We start from the raw sequence: 18,652 nt of genomic DNA on the forward strand, positions 1-18,652 counted from the left end.
GATTTACCTCCCTAGACTCTGACACCTTGAACATTTACAGTAATACTTGATACTTTAAGTCCTGTATAATTTTCTAAATTATATTTTATTTTTTGAATTATGTTATTAGCTATCACAGATATTTTTGTTCCATACTCAACCATTATATATAACTCTATAAATAACTCGTTATCCTTTGAACGAACTTTTACACCTTTACTTAAGTTTTCACCATTTATTAATTTCCAGAGTCCATCTTTAGCATTCCTTGAAGCCATACCTACAACACCATAGCATTCCATAGTTGAAACTCCAACTATATTGGCAATTACTTCTTCTGAATAATTAATATATCCATTCTCGCTGGTGATATTACCTATCATAATAAAACCCTCCCTACTTTAAACATCATATAACATATTTTATATTAAATAATAAATTTATTCAAGGAAATATATAATTTAAAACATTATTTACTCTACTAAATTATATTATATACTTGCGCAACTAACATATTCTATGGTAAAATAATAAATGTTTGAATTGAGGAGATTATTTCTTCACAATTTTTTAAGGAGGTGTTTTTAATGTCAAAGAAGTGCGAAATATGCGAAAAAGGCGTTGTATTTGGTGTTCAATACAGCCACTCACACCGTCAATCTAAAAGATCATGGGCTCCAAACATAAGAAAAGTTAAGGCCATAGTTAACGGAACTCCAAAAACTATTCATGTTTGTACAAGATGCCTTCGTTCTGGAAAGGTTCAACGTGCTATTTAATAAATAAAAAATGCAGTTGTTTTTACAATTGCATTTTTATTTATTTTACTGTAAATTTATTTTTTTTTCTTAAAGACTTTTATAATTCTAGATATAAATCTAGGAAGTTTTATTGTAATAAATTTCATATATATTCCTCCCCCAAATTAATGAAAATCTATAAGCTTAAATCCTAGGCAGATGAGTAATGCACCAACCACCATTATAAATCCCCAAAACGGGATAATAACAGTAATTATAATCCCCAAGCCAATGGATACCAGAGCAATTCCAACTTTTTTCTTAAAACTTTTATTACACACCTTCTTAGACATATTGTTATCCCCCAAAGTTATTCTATATTATTATATGAAACAGAAAAATAGAATGTTACAAAAATATTGTTAATCTTAAAATTTTAATTACTTATAAATCATCTGGAGAATATAAATCTGATTTTATCGGAATAATATTAAAACCTAATCGTAAGCAATATAATTTTATAGTTTCTAAATACCAATCGCTAGCTCTCGGATCAACTATTATACCCTCTATAAATTTAAATGGATCTATTTTTAAATTTATATGTGTGCAATTTTCATATTTTTTATCTAAGCATTCTTCATTATTTATAACAATTAGTCTAACTTCATTTTCATGTTTAAAAGCTGCTCTTTTTAATAGTCCACTTCCAAATATGGCTTTAGCACCCTTCGCATTTTTTAATTCTAATAGTGCTTTTTGTAAATCATTATAATATATAACTGGCGAAAGTATTCCAAACTTAATATCAGAAATTAATTTAAATTTTTCTGGAGAAGTTTCAATTAATATCCCCTCTTTATTTGATGAATAAATTTTCCATAATGCATCTGAAATGCCTTCTAAACTCCAGCATTGTCCATATAAATCATTATTATATAAATATTTATTTTCAGTTTCATTCGTAGGTATTTCCCACTTATCCTCCCAAGATTTAATTTTTGCAAGATGGATTTCCTGCTTTTCCATCATGCACATAAATTTACCTAATGTCATATATCTATAAATTTTTATATTTTTTTTAATACTTTCATCTAAAATAAGACCATATGCATTCATTATTTATTTTTCCTTTCCTATACTTAAATACTCCAAAATTATAAGATTTTAAATAGTATGTACATATTATGTAATATTCCCTTTTAACTACTTAATATTTCGATAAATTCAAAAAATATAAAAAAGTTCACTAGAATCTGTGAACTTATTTTCATTACATATTTTCTATTAATTATGTCTAATCTTTACTATAAAATACCATTAAATTTCCACTAGTAAAACTTATCTTAACTTCCTCATCTAAAAATTCATTAGATATAGTTCTAGGGTCTCCTATTTTCAAAAAGTACTCTTGAAGCTTATACTTAGCTCCATTTATACTTAAATTTTCTACACTTTCACCATAGCAATGAAGCGAAAATGTTGCACCTTTTTTTCCTTTTATTTTTATAGGCTTATCTACTATTTGAATACAATTATGGTCGTCTTTTATAAAAGCATTTATATTTAATTTCAAACATTTTAAAAGCATACCCATATTTCCCATTAGATGATCTATTCTTGTACCAATACAACCTAATAAAACAATTTCAGTTCCACCTAGTTCTAATGCTTTGTTTAGCACAAGCTCTGTATCAGTAAAATTTTTATCTGTAGGATAAGTTTCTATACAACACTTTGAAGATCTTTGAAAAAATTCTAAAGCTTTTCTATCTATAGAATCAAAGTCTCCCATTAAATAATTAGGCAATATATTGTACTTGTATAAGCAATTTCCACCACTATCTGCACAAATCAAAAAAGAACTATTTTCTAATTCCTTTTCTATTAACTCATAGGATGGTGCTTCTCCCCCTGATACAATTACTATTTTCATTTACCTATCCCCTTTTAACATCTTTATGTTTTCTTCAATTTTTCCATCTTTAAAAACTGCAGATCCAGCCACTATTACATTAGCACCACATTCAACTGCTATTTTTATATTGTCTTTTCCTATTCCACCATCTACTTCTATAAGTAAATTCTTATTAAACTTATTGCTTAATTCTTTTAATTCCTTTATTTTTTCAGAACAATAATTTATGTACTTTTGACCACCAAATCCAGGATTTACAGTCATTATAAGTACCATATCCAAATTAGGTAGCAAATACTTTATATTTTCCACAGGTGTAGCTGGATTCAAAGCTATACCTACTTTAGCTCCTAAGCTTTTTATATAATTGACTGTTCTATCTATATGTCTATCTGCTTCATAATGTATAGTTATCATATCTGCTCCTGCTTTTATAAAGTCTTCCACAAATCTAGCAGGTTCTTCTATCATTAAATGAACATCAAAAGTAAGGGAGGTAATGTTTCTTATACTCTTAATTACAGGTATTCCAAAAGATATATTAGGTACAAACATTCCATCCATTACATCTATATGTACCCAGTCTGCTCCATACTTTTCTAATTTTTTAATATCCTCACCTAATTTAGAAAAATCTGCTGACAATATTGAAGGTGCTAATTTTATCATTTTGTATTTTCCTCCTTAATTAAAGCAACTAAAAATAGCTACCATTGTTTTTTTCTATTGTTTATATCTTCTAACATTTTTATATAAAATCCATATCTTTTTGCATTTATTTTTTTTTGTTCTAAAGCATGCTTTACAGCACATCCAGGCTCTTTATAGTGAAAGCATCCTGTAAATTTGCAATTACCTATATATGAATCAAATTCAGGAAAACATTGTTGTAAATCTTCTTTAGAAATAAATTCTATTTCTAAAGAAGAAAATCCTGGTGTATCCACTAAAAATCCATTTCCAATATCTATAAGTTCACTATGCCTTGTAGTGTGTTTACCACGTCTCAGCTTTTCACTTATTTCTCCCGTAGCCATAACTTCTTCTCCCATTATGGAATTTAATATTGTAGATTTTCCAACTCCAGAAGGCCCACATAAAACTGTAACATTATCCTGCAGCTTTTCTCTTATCAAATCAATTCCATAACCTTCCTTAGCCTTCAAAAACAACGTTTCATACCCTGCACTTTTAACCATTTCTACAATTTCATTTGTTTCTTCTTGCAATATCAAATCTAGTTTATTAAAGCATACTATGGCCTTTAAATTATTGTATTCACAATTAAGCAAAAACTTATTTAACAATTCTTCATTTATTTCAGGATTTCTTAATGCAAAAACTACTAATGCCTGGGTTACATTTGCCACAGAAGGTCTTATAAGCTTATTTATTCTAGGATAGATTTTATCTATAACACCTTTTCCATTTTTTATTGTAATTTCTACTTTATCACCAACCATAGGTGTAAGTTCATTGTGCCTGAACTTACCCCTAGCTTTACATTCAACTACATTTTTATCTGTTTTTATATAATAAAACCCTGCTATTCCCTTTATTATAGTTCCTTCCATACACCCTCCTATTGAATTAATACTTACTGACTTTTATTATTGTTACCTGAATTTGATTTATTATTTGAATCGCTGGTACTGCTCTTATTCGGATCACCATTACTTTTGTTTGGATCTGTTTGATCACCTTTTTTTGGATCTACATTTGGATCAGAATTCTTGTTATCTGGTTGAGTAGGTTGCTGTTCCTTATACTTATAATAAGTTAAATTAACAGTACTTCCTGCTTTTGCTTGTTCTCCACCTGAAATAGATTGACTTATTACTTTTCCATCTTGTGATTTATCTGATGTATCTACTGCTGATTTTGTTACTTTGAAACCTGCACTAGATATTGTTCCTGACGCTTCATCAATACCTTTCCCATTTACATCTGGAACAGTTAAATTCTTAACTTCTTGTCCTCTGCTCACTACAAGATTTATTTTGGTATCTGCTGTAGCATCTGAATCTGGTTGAGGATCTTGCTTTATTACATTTCCTTTAGGTACGCTATCATCATACTGTCGACTTACATCTCCAATCTTTAATCCACTTTTTTCTATAACATCTTTTGCAGAATCTAAATCCATACCTATTAAACTAGGAACTGCTAACTTATCTGGTCCACCACTTATACTAACTCTAACTTCTGAATTTACATTTACACTTGTTCCTGGGTCTGGATAAGTTCTAAGTACAGTCCCTTCTGGTTTATCACTCTTTTCCTTTCCTATAGAAACAAATTTCAACTTACTATCTTCAACAGCTTTTTTTGCATCTTCTTGCTTCATACCAACTATCTTAGGCACTGTAGTTTTAGCAGATGCCTTGTTAAGAGCAAAATATCCTGAAACCCCACCTATAACTAATACTAATATTGCTGCAGTAACAAACATTAGTATTTTTCTTTTTTTAGGATCAATCATTGTTTTCTTTTTATCATAATGATCATCGTAATCATCATTATGGTTTTTACCATTATCATATTTATTTTTATTGTATTTATCTTTATCATCTACTACTACAGCATCCATTACTCTAGTCATATCTTCATCAAAATCATTAGTAGAAATATTAACTTCTTGATTTTTTTCTATCTTTCTAAGATCAGTAAGCATATCTTTTATTGTCTGATATCTTTTAATAGGCTCTTTTTCCACAGCTTTCAATATAAGATTATTTAAATTATCAGGTATATTTTCATTTAACTGATTTGGTGGAATCACTGGTTCTTGTATATGCTTTAATGCTACTGATACTGGACTATCAGCATCATAAGGTACTCTTCCTGTACACATTTCATAAATAACTATACCTAAAGAATATATATCTGTTCTACAGTCTACAAAACTTCCTTTAGCCTGTTCAGGCGAAAAGTAATGTGCTGATCCCATAACTTTGCTGGAATTAGTTATTGTAACTGAATTAGAAGCTTTGGCTATACCAAAATCAGTTACTTTTACTATTCCTTCATTAGTAACTAATATATTTTGAGGTTTTATATCCCTATGTATAATGTTGTTTCTATGTGCACAATCTAAAGCCCTAGCTATTTGAATAGCTAGATTTGCAGTTTTTGCTGTAGGGATCTTGCCTTGTTCACGAATTATTCGTTTTAAAGTTTTACCATTAACATATTCCATTACTATATAATTTATATCACCTTGTGTACCTACGTCATAAATATTTACTATATTGTTATCTGAAAGACTGGCTACTGCTGTTGCTTCTCTTTTAAACTTTTCAACAAATTCTTTATCATCAGAATACTGTTCTTTTAATATTTTAACTGCTACATAACGATTTAATAAATGACATTTAGCCTTATAAACTAATGCCATACCTCCCTCACCTATTTTTTCTAACAATTCATACCTATTACCTAGCATGGTTCCTATCATCTTCACACTCTCCTTCAAATACAATAACTGATATGTTATCTCTTCCACCCTTTAACTTACTAAGTCCTATTAGTTGCTTACATGCTCCCTGATTACTATTATTCATTATTATATCATACATTTCATTCAAACTTACTCCATTAGATAATCCATCAGTACACAAAATTATTTTTAACGTATCAGATAAATTTGCTTCAAAAATATCTATATCCACATCTATATTTGTACCTAATGCTCTTGTTATTATATTTTTATTAGGATGACTTACAGCCTCTTCTTCAGTAATACTTCCTTCATCCACCAACTGCTGCACTAATGAATGATCCTTAGTTATTTTAACTATTCCATCATACTTCATAATATAACAGCTGCTATCTCCTACATTAGCTACTATCATTTTATTTTCTTTAATTAAACATGCAGTTATAGTTGTCCCCATTCCATTAAGTTCAGAGCTATTTTTAGACAAATTAAAAATTTTTTCATTAGCTGATTTTATACCTGATTTCAATGTATCCTTCATACTCTCTATACTAATAAAGTTAACAAATGATTTTACATAATCAATAGTAGTGTCTACTGCCAATTTACTAGCAACTTCTCCGGCATTATGTCCTCCCATACCGTCGGCAATAACATAAATATCAAAGTTTTCACTTTGATAAAATCCAACTGAGTCTTCATTAATTTTCCTAACGTTACCTATATCTGACAACATCCCTACCATTTTTTACACCCCTCTTAAATAATTTTTAGATTTCAAATAGCTCCTTCTTAACTGACCACATGCAGCATTTATATCTGAGCCCATTTCTCTTCTAATAGTAGTTTCTATACCTTTTTTAATTAAAATGTTAGAGAAGTTTTTTATATTATTTGTAGAAGATTTTTCAAAATTGTTTTCCCTTACTTTATTTACAGGTATAAGATTTACATGACATAAAATCCCCCTTAAAAGCTTAACTAATTCTTCTGCAGATTGAGCACTATCATTAACATCATTTACTAAAGCATATTCAAAGGTAATTCTTCTGTTTGTCTTACTTATATAATACTTACATGCTTCTATAATATCGTTTATAGAATATTTATTAGCTATCGGCATCATAGTTTTTCTAAGTTCATCATTAGCAGCATGAAGTGATATTGCTAGTGTTATTTGATAATTTTTGTCTGCTAGTTCTTTAATTTTAGGAACTATACCACAAGTTGAAAGAGTTATGTGCCTTTGACCTATATTAAGACAATATTCAGCATTTACTAAGCTCAAAAATTTTGTTACATTTTCATAGTTATCTAGAGGTTCGCCACTTCCCATTAAAACTATGTTCGATATTCTTTCCCCCATTTTTTCTTGAGCTTTTAAAATTTGAGCTATTATTTCACCACTACTTAAGTTTCTCACCATTCCATCTACAGTAGATGCACAAAACTTACATCCCATCCTACAGCCAACTTGAGTAGAAACACATATAGAATTTCCATGTTTATATTTCATAACTACTGTTTCAATTATATTTCCATCCTTATATTCATAAAGAAATTTATGTGTATCATCATTTTGGGATTTGTATACTTCTATAATTTCTGGTATATCTATCTCAAAACATTTTATGAGTTTTTCTTTTGTTCCTTTGGGTAAATTATCCATTTTTTGAAAATTCCACTGATTGTTTTTGTATATCCAGTGAAATACTTGCTTAGCCCTAAATTCACTTTCTCCATTATCCTTCATCCATTGCTTTAGCTCTTCAAGGCTTAAGTCTAAAATATTATCCACTAATTACACCTACCCACGTCTTATCATTTTTGCAATAAAGAATCCATCCATGTATTTATTTGGTAATATGGTTATATATCCTTCATCATGATAAATTATATTATCTAATTTCCCGTAATATATTGGTTCTATCTGAAAATCTGGTCTTTTCTTTATAAACCATTTTATGTTTTCTTCATTTTCTTCCTTGTTTAAAGTACAAGTAGCATAAATAAGTTTTCCATCTTTTTTAACATATTTAGCTGCATTGAGCATAATTGTCTTTTGAATTTTCACAAGACTTTCTAATGACTCTTTATCCTTATTCCACTTAATTTCTGGTTTCTTCCTTATAATCCCAAGTCCTGAACAAGGTACATCTATCAATACCCTATCGCCTTTTTCCTCATATATATCCATATATTTAGAAGCATCTAAAATGCCACATTTTATATTTGTTATGCCAAGTCTCTTAGCATTTTCCCTTATTAAAGGCAGTTTATTTTCATGAATATCAAAAGCATATATTTTCCCTTGATTATTTGTAAGTTCTGCTATATGGCAAGTTTTACCACCTGGAGCACTACATAAATCTAAAACAGTCATATTTTCTTTTAACTCCATAGAAGGAGCCACCATCATCGCACTTTCATCCTGAACAGTGATCAATCCATTTTTAAAAAGAGGATTATTCTCTATATTTCTGCCTCTATTTATTATAATTGCTTCTGGACATACTTTTCCTTCTTCTATGTCATATTCATTTTCCTTAAGTTGTTCCCAAGCTTCTTCATAATTAGTTTTTAAATTATTTACTCTTACTGTAATTGCAGGAACTTCATTCAATCCCTGTAATATTTTTTTAGTTTCTTCTTTTCCATACTGTTTATTAAATAAACTAACCATCCACTTAGGAAAAGAATAATCAAAACACATTTTTTCTATATCACTATTTTTATTATAATAATCTATATTATTGCTTCTAAGATAACTTCTTAAAACTCCATTTACAAGTCTTGCAGTCTTCACAGCTTTTCTCTTGGCCAATTCAACTGCCTCATTAACTATAGCAAACTCTGGTATTTTATCTAAATACTTTATCTGATAAATAGATATCCTAAGTATATTTAGGATATCTATATCTAATTTTTTAAGTCCACTTTTTATATAGTAATTCAATATAGTATCTATTGTATATTTGTATTTTAAGGTTCCATATACTATTTCTGTTACTAAAGCTTTATCTTTATCATTCATATCAGATCTATTTAGTTCTTTTCCTATAACTATATTAGAGTATGAATTTCCACAAAATACTTCTTTAAGTATTTTAACTGCCGTTTTTCTAGCACTATCCATTATATTACCTCTGCTTCAATTATTTTTAATCTTCTCTTCTACTAATAAGTATTAATCTTATCAAGTTTGATATAGCTGTTATAGCTGCTGCTACATATGTCATAGCAGCTGCACTTAACACAGATTTAGCTCCTCTTAGTTCCTCACTATATAGTATACCTCTTTTTTCCAATATCCTTAATGCTCTACTGGAAGCATCAAATTCCACAGGTAATGTTATAAGTTGAAATATAACTACTGCTGAGAATAATAATATTCCAAAATTAATTAGAGGTTTTATACCAAGTACAAACCCTGCAAGAAATAATAACCATGAAATATTTGAACTAAAATTCACCACAGGAACTATTGAATTCCTAATTACTAAAGGTGCATAACGTTCTTTATGTTGAAAAGCATGGCCTGTTTCGTGAGCTGCCACTCCGATAGAAGCTACAGAATTTCCATAAAAAACTTCTTCTGAAAGCCTCATTACTCTATTAGTTGGATCATAATGATCTGTAAGCTTTCCTGGAATGACTTCTACTGGTACATCATATAATCCATTATTGTCAAGTAACATTCTTGCAACTTGTGATCCTGTATATCCATTACGATTTCCAAATTTTGAATACTTGTCAAAAGTAGAAGAAACCTTATATTGAGCCACAGCTGCTATTATTAATGCTGGAATTAATATAATGAAACTACTATCAAAATAAAACATAGCTACACTCTCCTTTTCAATTACTTAAATTAAAGTAATTTATTCTCCCAATATAATACCTTTATTTAGTTTATGTCCTCTTATATATTCGCTAACCTTCATTGGCTTACCACCTGAAAATTGTATACTCGTTAAAAGTAAAATTCCTTCTTTGCAAGCAACTTTTATTCCTTCATCACACACATCTATTACATATCCAGGATTATAATTATTATTTTCATTTAGCATACTTGCTTCATAAATTTTCATATTTTTTCCTTCATAATGAGTATATGCAATAGGCCAAGGATTTAATCCTCTAATTAAATTTTTTATTTGCTTATTACTTGAATTCCAATCTATTTTAGCCATATCCTTATTTAGCATGGATGCATAAGCAGTGGTTGAATCTCCTTGTTTTTCTCTATTTATAGTTTTGTCTTCAATACCTTCTAAAGTTCTAACTAAAAGCTCTGCTCCATCTTCCATTAAAATATCATGAAGTTCTCCTGCTGTCATATCTTCTGCAATATCCACATGGCTTTTTAAAAGCATATCACCAGTGTCTAGACCAACATCCATAAACATAGTTGTGTTTCCACTTTCCTTCTCCCCATTTATTATAGCCCAATTTAGAGGTGCAGCTCCTCTATACTTTGGAAGAAGTGAAGCATGTAAATTTATGCACCCATGTTTAGGTATATCTAATACTTCTTTTGTAAGTATCTGCCCATATGCCACTACTACTATAAAATCAGGACTCATATTCTTTAAGCTTTCTAACGCTTCAATATCTTTTCTTAATTTTTCTGGTTGATATACAGGTATATCATGTTCTAGTGCTACTTCTTTTACTGCTGACATACCTAATTTTTTTCCTCTTCCTTTAGGTTTATCAGGTTGAGTAAAGACAGCTATTACATTAAATTTTTCTATAAGTTTTTTCAATGAAGGAACAGCAAAATCTGGTGTTCCCATAAAGACTATATTCATACTTCTAATTTTCTCCTTCAATTTCTAAAATTTTATCAACAAACAATATCCCCTCTAAATGATCTATTTCGTGGCATAATGCTCTTGCAAGCAATTCCTCACCTTCTACTATAATTTCTTCTCCTTTTTCATTTAAAGCTTTTACTTTTACTTTGTAGGGTCTTTCCACTTTTCCTTGCTCACCAGGTACACTTAAACATCCTTCTTCATCGATGTAACTACCTTCCGTAGATATAATTTCAGGATTTACAAGTTTTAATATTCCCTCACCTACATCTATTACTACGACTCTTTTAAGTATACCTACTTGAGGAGCTGCAAGTCCTACTCCATCAGCCTCATACATTGTTTCTGCCATATCATCTAACAATGTTACAATTCTATCATCTATATTTTCTACTTTTCTACTCTTTTTTCTTAATAAATCATCACCATATTTTCTAATATTTCTTAAAGCCATTACTTTTACCTCCTAATTTAAATACAAACTTTATTTAACCAACTATAATAAACTATTAGGGTTTACATCAATACTTACCCTTATATCATTATAAACATTTTTTAATAAATCATAAACTAGTTTTCTTATTTTTTCCTTAACTTCCTTTTCTATATTGCCCTTTAATATTATTTGCCACCTATAAAACTCTTTAATTTTAGAAATTTCACAAGGACAAGGTCCTAATATTTTAATTGTATCATTTTTTTCTAATATATTTTTTAAAAATATACCAACATTTTGTATACTTTTTATTAATACATTTTCGTTTTTGCTACTCATATTAATAAGAAATAAATCAACAAAAGGTGGATACTCCATAATATTCCTAACTTTTATTTCTTCTTCATAGAAATCTTTATAATTATTGTTAGCTGCACATATTATACTATAGTTTTCTGGACTATATGTTTGAATAATAACTTCTCCTCTTTTTTCTCCTCTACCAGCTCTACCTGAAACCTGTGTAATAAGTTGAAATGTCCTTTCACTAGATCTGAAGTCTGGCAAATTCAAAGATAAGTCTGCTGCAATTATCCCTACTAAAGTAACATTTTTAAAGTCTAATCCTTTTGCTACCATTTGAGTTCCTATGAGTATATCTGCTTTTTCTTGTTTAAAAGTGTTATATATTGTTTCATAAGAATTTTTACCTCTAGTAGTGTCAAAATCCATTCTTAAAGTTCTAGCATCAGGAAAATATTTTTGTATCTCCTGTTCTATCTTTTCAGTACCAACGCCAAAATATTTAACATACTTACTTCCACATTCAGGACAAATACTAGATGATTTTCTACTACTGCCACAATAATGGCACACCAATTTTTTTTCATCTCTATGATAAGTTAGAGATATATCACAGTTATCACACTTGAATACATACCCACACTTTCTACAAGAAACAAATGTTGAGAAACCTCTTCTATTTAAAAAAAGTATTATTTGTTCTTTTCTATTCAATCTTTCTTCTATAGATTCATAAAGTTTCTTACTAAAAATAGATTTATTATTGTTTAGCAATTCTTGTCTCATATCTACAATTTTAATTTTAGGCATAATAGCATTATCAGCTCTATTTTTTATAGTTATAAGTTCTATATCTTTATTTTTGCATCTATAGTAGGTTTCTACTGATGGGGTGGCCGAGCCTAGGATTAACTTGCAATTACTTATTTTACATTTCATTTCTCCAATTTCCCTTGCATTATATTTAGGATTACTATCAGATTTATAACTTCCTTCATGTTCTTCATCTATTACTATGATTCCTAAATTGCTAAAGGGAAGAAATATTGCAGATCTAGCTCCTATTGCTACTTTAACTTTTCCTTCCTTTACTCTTAGCCATTCATCGTATCTTTCCCCTGGTGATAACTTACTGTGAAAAACACTTATATCTTTTCCAAACCTTCCTTTAAACCTTTCCACCATTTGAGGTGTAAGTGCAATTTCAGGCACTAGTATTATAGATTCTTTATTTTTTTCCATCATGTTACTTACCAAGTGCATGTATATTTCCGTTTTCCCACTACCTGTAACTCCATGTATCATAAAGAGACTTTGGGATGAATTTAATATAGTATCTACAGCATTTTGCTGTTCCTCATTTAAAATCTTCTTAGAATATTTTTCATACTGTCTTACATTATATCTATTTACCACATTCTCTTTTTGATCGAGAAAACCATGTTTTATCATTGTATTTATGGAAGATAGTGATACACTAAATTTTTTCGCTAAAGCATTCTTATTATAAATACCTGGATTTTTTTTTACTATATAGTATATACTTAAATATGGTTCTTTTTTAAATTTTTCACTTAGATCCACTTCTCCTGTATACACTTGTATTTCTGTTTTATTTTTCATTCCACTAGAAATACCTGTTGGAATAAAAACTTTTATACATTCCAAATAAGTTGATAAATATTTATTTTTCATCTCTTTAATAAGAATTACATCATCTCTGGTAAACAAGGTAAACTTATCACATATTCCTGATATTTCTTTAATTCTTGTATTACCTGTATATTCATCATAAAGTTCTACTACAAATCCATCTATCTTTTTATTTCCCATACCAAAAGGGACTTTTACCCTAATGCCAATATCTATTTTGTTTACTAATGTTTCTGGTATTTTATATGTAAAAATCCTATCTACTTGTAAGGAACTATTACTAACTACAATACCTGCATAACTGTACACTTAATCACCCTTTGTTTTCAATACTAAATAGGAGAGGTATTACCTTACGATAAATCGTAAGTTTCAACCCCTCCCCAAAATTTATTTTTCATTTATTAAATCAAATAATTTCTTTGCAACTTGCCTTTTAGACATCTTTTCTAAATCAATTTTTCTTCCATCTTTACACAAAATAGTTACTTTATTGTTATCAGAAGCAAAACCTGTATCTGATGCTGTTATATCATTTGCAACAATATAATCTAAATTTTTAGCCTTCAGTTTTTTCTGTGCGTTTTCTAATAAATCATTACTTTCCGCAGCAAATCCTACAAGTATTTGTTTCTTCTTTAAAGTCCCTAACTTTTTAAGTATATCCTCATCTTTAACAAGTTTTAATTCAAACTCATCTTGAGATTTTTTTATTTTCTTTTTGGAATAATCCTTTGGCTTATAATCCGCTACAGCTGCAGCTTTTATTACTATATGCTGCTTTTCAAAGTTATCTATAACACTATTGAGCATTTCCTTATTAGTCTTAACATGAATTACATTTACTCCAGCAGGAGCCTTAATATAAGTATCTCCAGATATTAAGGTTACATCTGCTCCTCTGTCTCTAGCTTCTTCTGCTACAGAATAACCCATTTTCCCCGAAGACCTATTGGTTATGTATCTAACAGGATCCATTGACGCTATAGTTGGTCCTGCTGTTACTAAAACTTTTTTACCTTCAAGATCTTTTATATCATACATCATGCTTTGTACAAACTCTGATATAAGTTCTGTATTAGCAAGTTTACCTTCACCTTCATCACCACAAGCCAATCTTCCTGACTCAGGGTATATAAACTTATATCCAAACTTAATAAGTTTTCCCATGTTATCTTGTACTATAGGATTATTATACATATTAGTGTTCATAGCAGGTGCAAAAACTACTGGTGCTTTAGTAGCCATAATAGTTGTAGATAATAAATCATCTGCTATGCCACTAGCAACTTTTCCTATTATATTTGCTGTAGCTGGAACTATTAACATCAAATCTGCTTTTTTTGCAAGCGAAATATGTTGGATTTCCCAAGCTTTAGGTTCAGAAAACATATCAAAATTAACTATATTTTCACTTAATGTCTGAAAGCTTAAAGGAGTTAGAAATTCTAAAGCTGCCTTAGTCATAATTACATGTATTTCAAAATCTTTTTTCTTTAGTTTACTTATTACATCTAAAGCCTTATAAGCTGCAATACCACCTGTTACACCTATAACTATAGTCTTCTTGTTATTCACTGTTTATTTAATACCTTCTTTGACTGTAGTATAAGTGATAACTCCTTGACTAATTTCATTTATTGCTATTGTAACAGGTTTAGTAGAAGTAATTCTTACCATAGGTTCTGCACCTTCAATTAATTGTCTAGCCCTTTTAGCTGTCATTGTAACTAATGTATATCTATTGTCTATTTTTTTTAATAAATCTACTACTGATGGATTAATCATAGAGTTGCTCATGAATAATACCCTCCTTTGAATCTAATATATTTTCTTTAACTCTGTCTACTCTACATCTTTCTGCTATAACTATGCCTTCTATTTTTTTTAATGCTTCTTCAACAGTGTCATTTACAACAGCATAGTTATATTTCGAAACATAATTTATTTCTTTATATGCAGCTTTAAATCTTGTCATTAAAGACTCTTCAGTTTCACTTCCTCTATTTATTATCCTTTGTCTTAATTCTTTCATAGATGGAGGAAGTATAAAAATGAAAACTCCTTCTGGATAAGTTTCTTTCACCTTTAAAGCTCCTTGAATATCTATTTCTAGCACTACATCTTTACCACTATCTATTGCTGATAAAACGCTATCTTTAGGTGTTCCATAATAATTTCCATAAACTTCTGCATATTCAAGAAACCCTTCATTTTTTATCCTATTTTGAAATTCTTCTTTACTCAAAAAATAATAATTTACGCCATCTACTTCTCCTACCCTTGGACTTCTTGTAGTTGCAGAAACAGAAAGCCAAAAATCATTTTTTTCTAATAAAGCCTTACATATAGTTCCTTTACCAGCTCCTGATGGACCTGATATCACCACTAATAGGCCTTTTTCTTTCATTATTCCTCTACCTCATTAGCTGCATCATCATCTTCTTCTTTTGAGGCTAATCTATGTGCTACAGTCTCTGGTTGAACTGCTGAAAGTATTACATGATCACTATCTGTAATTATAACAGCTCTTGTTCTCCTTCCATAAGTAGCATCTATAAGCATTCCCCTGTCTCTAGCTTCTTGTATTATTCTTTTTATAGGCGCGGACTCAGGACTAACTATAGCTACTAATCTATTTGCTGAAACTATATTTCCAAAACCTATATTTATCAATTTTATACCCATATGCTTCCTCCTAATTTTACTCTATATTTTGAATTTGTTCTCTAATTTTCTCAATTTCATTTTTTATATTTAATACATGGTTAGTTATCTCTAAATCATTTGACTTTGAAGCAATCGTATTAGCTTCTCTATTCATTTCCTGAACAATAAAATCCAACTTTCTTCCTATAGGTTCCTCTAAATTTAAAGTGTCCTTCATTTGAATCAAATGACTATTTAATCTAACAATTTCTTCATCTAGGCAAGCTTTATCTGCAAACAAAGCAATTTCCATAGCAATTCTACTCTCATCAATGGTATAATCCTGCATTAGCTCGCTTAACCTAGTAGTAAGCTTTTGTTTATAATCCACAACTACCTGTGGTGATCTTTTTTCTATTTTATCCAATAGTGATTTAATATAGTCACACTTTACAAATATATTTTGCTGCAACTTTGTTCCCTCTTTTTCTCTCATAGAAACAAGCATATCCACTGCATCTTCTAATGGAGTTCTAAGAGATTCCCATAGTATTTCTAAATCTTCTTCTTCCTGCTTTATAGTTATTACTTCTGGAAACTTTGCAATAAGCGATACAGTTATATTTTCTTGCATACCATATCTCTCTCTTATTTTGTTTAAACATTGAACATAGCTATCAGCTAGTGGTTCATTTAATATAGCATTTACACCTTGTTTTTCATAATTGTTTTGTGTGATAAAAATGTCAATTTTGCCTCTATTAACCTTTTCCTTAATAAGTTTTCTCATTCTGTCTTCAAGTGCTATAAAGGTCTTAGGCATTTTAATATTTAAATCCAAGTACCTATGATTAACAGTTTTTATTTCTACTGTAAATCTTCCACCTTCTTGATCTGTACTTCCCCTTCCGAAACCAGTCATACTTTTTATCATATTTTTCATCCTTCCGTGTTTACCTTACCAATCCATACTAATTATACATAAATACTAATAATAATTTCAAGACAAATTTATAATTACTAATATCATAAGAAGATTAAAATACATTTATAAAAATTATACCACAAAATACAAGGTATAAACACATTTAATGAAATATTGAAATTTTATTTTAAATTATTTCATATTACGTTTCAAAGCCTGTGAATTTAAATTCACAGGCTCACTTTAATGAAATTATATGCTAGTACATGAAATTTTATAATATAATGCAAATCAATCCACCATTGCCTTCATTTATAATTTTCTGAAGTGTTTTTTGTATTTTTACTTGAACATCTTCAGGCATCTTATATAATTTATTTTGAAGCCCTTCCTTTACTAGTATTTCCAAGGATTTACCAAACATATTGCTTTGCCATATCTTTGATGGATCATTTTCAAACTGTTCCAATAGCGATTTAATCATTTGCTCACTTTCTCTTTCTGTACCAATTATAGGAGAAACTTCAGTCTCAATATCTGCTCTTATAAAATGTAATGAAGGTGCACTAGCTTTTAATTTAACTCCTGATCTATTACCTTGTTTTACTATTTCTGGCTCTTCCAATTTCATTTCTGAAAGCTGTGGAGCAACTAATCCATAACCTGTCTCTCTAACATCTCTTAAAGCATCTGCTACCTTATCATATTCAACCTTTGCTTCATGCATCTCCTGTACTGCTCTCAAAAGATCACTTTCACCTATTATTTCACTATCACAAACTTCACTGAGGATTTTATAGAATAAATCTTCCTTAGGATTTATACTTACTCTTGAAGTACCTTCTCCCATATTAATTTCATTTATATCTGATCTTCCTATAAATTCCACATCATTTAAGCCGTCTACAGACTTGTTTATATCCCTAACCTTATATATGTTTTTACACATATCTTTCACAACATTAATAAAATCTACCTTAAGCCAGTGCTTTGATTCTAACTTTTCAATCCATTCAGGCATATCAATATTTATTTCTTTAATTGGAAATTCTTTTAATATTCTCTGAAATATGTTAGTTATGTCTTCTTGTTTCATATTAAGTACATCCATTGTCTGAACAGGCACATCATATTTATCCTCTAAATCTTTTTTAATGGTCATAGTTTCTGGATCATATGGATGCTGAGAATTAAGAACTACCATAAAAGGTTTATTTATTGATTTAAGTTCATTTACTACTCTTTCTTCTGCTTCTAAATAATCATCTCTGTTTATATCCGTAATAGATCCATCTGTTGTAACTAATAATCCAATAGTAGAATGTTCGTTTATAACTTTTTTAGTACCTATTTCAGCTGCTTCTTCAAAAGGTATTTCATAATCATACCAAGGTGTAGTAACCATTTTTGCCTCTTCGCCTTCCATATATCCTAATGCACTTTTTACAATATATCCAACACAATCTACCATTCTAACCTTAAACTTAGTGCTTTCATCCAAACTTATTTCTACTGCTTCATTTGGTACAAACTTTGGCTCAGTAGTATGAATAGATTTTCCTGAAGAACTTTGAGGTAATTCATCCTTAGCTCTTTCTTTTTTATAGGAATTTTCTATATTAGGTAATACCATAAGCTCCATAAATCTTTTTATAAATGTAGATTTTCCAGTTCTAACAGGGCCTACTACTCCCACATATATGTCTCCCTGGGTTCTTTCTGCTATGTCTTTGTATATATCAAAATTTTCCAAAGTATACCCCCCAATATTCTAATATTAACAATATATA

General features: G+C 29.5%; 21 protein-coding genes. 1 reads left to right on the forward strand and 20 read right to left on the reverse strand.

The features are described 5' to 3' along the window. Positions 1–11 precede the first annotated feature (11 nt). A complete protein-coding gene (locus tag EG57_RS0213345) occupies positions 12–362 on the reverse strand; it encodes an Asp23/Gls24 family envelope stress response protein (RefSeq protein ID WP_032077686.1) in 351 nt (116 codons plus the stop codon). A 204-nt stretch (positions 363–566) separates the two neighbouring features. Between EG57_RS0213345 and rpmB the strand changes: the two genes are divergently transcribed. Then, positions 567–758 carry a 50S ribosomal protein L28 gene (rpmB, locus tag EG57_RS0213350; protein ID WP_007061457.1) on the forward strand — a complete coding sequence of 64 codons (192 nt, stop codon included), beginning with the start codon at positions 567–569 and terminating at the stop codon, positions 756–758. A gap of 146 nt (positions 759–904) precedes the next feature. On the opposite strand, the gene EG57_RS26730 is transcribed toward rpmB, so the two are convergent. From EG57_RS26730 to spoIVA, 19 genes are all read right to left on the reverse strand, one after another. Further along, entirely contained in the window at positions 905–1,072 is a 168-nt protein-coding gene (locus EG57_RS26730) for a hypothetical protein (protein ID WP_200880555.1), read from the reverse strand. 91 nt (positions 1,073–1,163) lie between these two features. After that, complete coding sequence (locus EG57_RS0213355; protein WP_032077687.1) at positions 1,164–1,838, reverse strand: DUF2971 domain-containing protein; 675 nt, start codon at positions 1,836–1,838, stop codon at positions 1,164–1,166. Between the two features lie 178 nt (positions 1,839–2,016). Next, positions 2,017–2,655 (reverse strand): thiamine diphosphokinase, encoded by a 639-nt coding sequence (locus EG57_RS0213360; RefSeq protein WP_032077688.1) that lies wholly within the window; start codon positions 2,653–2,655, stop codon positions 2,017–2,019. Next, complete coding sequence (gene rpe / locus EG57_RS0213365) at positions 2,656–3,306, reverse strand: ribulose-phosphate 3-epimerase (RefSeq protein ID WP_032077689.1); 651 nt, start codon at positions 3,304–3,306, stop codon at positions 2,656–2,658. A gap of 38 nt (positions 3,307–3,344) precedes the next feature. Continuing rightward, the gene (rsgA, locus tag EG57_RS0213370; RefSeq protein ID WP_032077690.1) at positions 3,345–4,211 is read right to left on the reverse strand and encodes a ribosome small subunit-dependent GTPase A; all 867 of its coding nucleotides are present in this window, start codon (positions 4,209–4,211) and stop codon (positions 3,345–3,347) included. A 23-nt stretch (positions 4,212–4,234) separates the two neighbouring features. After that, positions 4,235–6,094: a Stk1 family PASTA domain-containing Ser/Thr kinase gene (gene pknB, locus EG57_RS0213375; protein WP_032077691.1), complete on the reverse strand. Its 1,860-nt coding sequence runs from the start codon at positions 6,092–6,094 to the stop codon at positions 4,235–4,237. Continuing rightward, positions 6,072–6,821, reverse strand: coding sequence for a Stp1/IreP family PP2C-type Ser/Thr phosphatase (locus EG57_RS0213380; RefSeq protein ID WP_032077692.1), 750 nt, complete (start codon positions 6,819–6,821; stop codon positions 6,072–6,074). Before EG57_RS0213380 ends, pknB begins: the two co-directional genes overlap by 23 nt. Positions 6,822–6,824: 3 nt before the next feature. After that, positions 6,825–7,874: a dual-specificity RNA methyltransferase RlmN gene (gene rlmN, locus EG57_RS0213385; protein ID WP_032077693.1), complete on the reverse strand. Its 1,050-nt coding sequence runs from the start codon at positions 7,872–7,874 to the stop codon at positions 6,825–6,827. Between the two features lie 9 nt (positions 7,875–7,883). After that, entirely contained in the window at positions 7,884–9,212 is a 1,329-nt protein-coding gene (gene rsmB, locus EG57_RS0213390) for a 16S rRNA (cytosine(967)-C(5))-methyltransferase RsmB (RefSeq protein ID WP_032077694.1), read from the reverse strand. A 25-nt stretch (positions 9,213–9,237) separates the two neighbouring features. Beyond that, entirely contained in the window at positions 9,238–9,918 is a 681-nt protein-coding gene (locus EG57_RS0213395; protein ID WP_032077695.1) for a zinc metallopeptidase, read from the reverse strand. 39 nt (positions 9,919–9,957) lie between these two features. After that, entirely contained in the window at positions 9,958–10,890 is a 933-nt protein-coding gene (gene fmt / locus EG57_RS0213400; protein ID WP_032077696.1) for a methionyl-tRNA formyltransferase, read from the reverse strand. Between the two features lie 4 nt (positions 10,891–10,894). Beyond that, the gene (gene def / locus EG57_RS0213405; RefSeq protein WP_032077697.1) at positions 10,895–11,350 is read right to left on the reverse strand and encodes a peptide deformylase; all 456 of its coding nucleotides are present in this window, start codon (positions 11,348–11,350) and stop codon (positions 10,895–10,897) included. Between the two features lie 42 nt (positions 11,351–11,392). Beyond that, a complete protein-coding gene (gene priA / locus EG57_RS0213410) occupies positions 11,393–13,597 on the reverse strand; it encodes a primosomal protein N' (protein WP_032077698.1) in 2,205 nt (734 codons plus the stop codon). Positions 13,598–13,678: 81 nt separating this feature from the next. After that, entirely contained in the window at positions 13,679–14,866 is a 1,188-nt protein-coding gene (coaBC, locus tag EG57_RS0213415; RefSeq protein ID WP_032077699.1) for a bifunctional phosphopantothenoylcysteine decarboxylase/phosphopantothenate--cysteine ligase CoaBC, read from the reverse strand. Positions 14,867–14,869: 3 nt separating this feature from the next. Further along, a complete protein-coding gene (rpoZ, locus tag EG57_RS0213420) occupies positions 14,870–15,088 on the reverse strand; it encodes a DNA-directed RNA polymerase subunit omega (RefSeq protein ID WP_032077700.1) in 219 nt (72 codons plus the stop codon). Beyond that, positions 15,069–15,698: a guanylate kinase gene (gmk, locus tag EG57_RS0213425; protein WP_032077701.1), complete on the reverse strand. Its 630-nt coding sequence runs from the start codon at positions 15,696–15,698 to the stop codon at positions 15,069–15,071. Before gmk ends, rpoZ begins: the two co-directional genes overlap by 20 nt. After that, entirely contained in the window at positions 15,698–15,976 is a 279-nt protein-coding gene (gene remA, locus EG57_RS0213430) for an extracellular matrix/biofilm regulator RemA (protein ID WP_032077702.1), read from the reverse strand. Before remA ends, gmk begins: the two co-directional genes overlap by 1 nt. 16 nt (positions 15,977–15,992) lie before the next feature. Beyond that, on the reverse strand, positions 15,993–16,871 hold the full coding sequence (locus EG57_RS0213435; RefSeq protein WP_032077703.1) for a YicC/YloC family endoribonuclease: 879 nt from the start codon (positions 16,869–16,871) through the stop codon (positions 15,993–15,995). Between the two features lie 265 nt (positions 16,872–17,136). Then, positions 17,137–18,615, reverse strand: coding sequence for a stage IV sporulation protein A (gene spoIVA / locus EG57_RS0213440; RefSeq protein ID WP_032077704.1), 1,479 nt, complete (start codon positions 18,613–18,615; stop codon positions 17,137–17,139). Positions 18,616–18,652 lie beyond the last annotated feature (37 nt).

The organism is Clostridium drakei, from assembly GCF_000633595.2.
GTDB lineage: Bacteria > Bacillota > Clostridia > Clostridiales > Clostridiaceae > Clostridium_AM > Clostridium_AM drakei.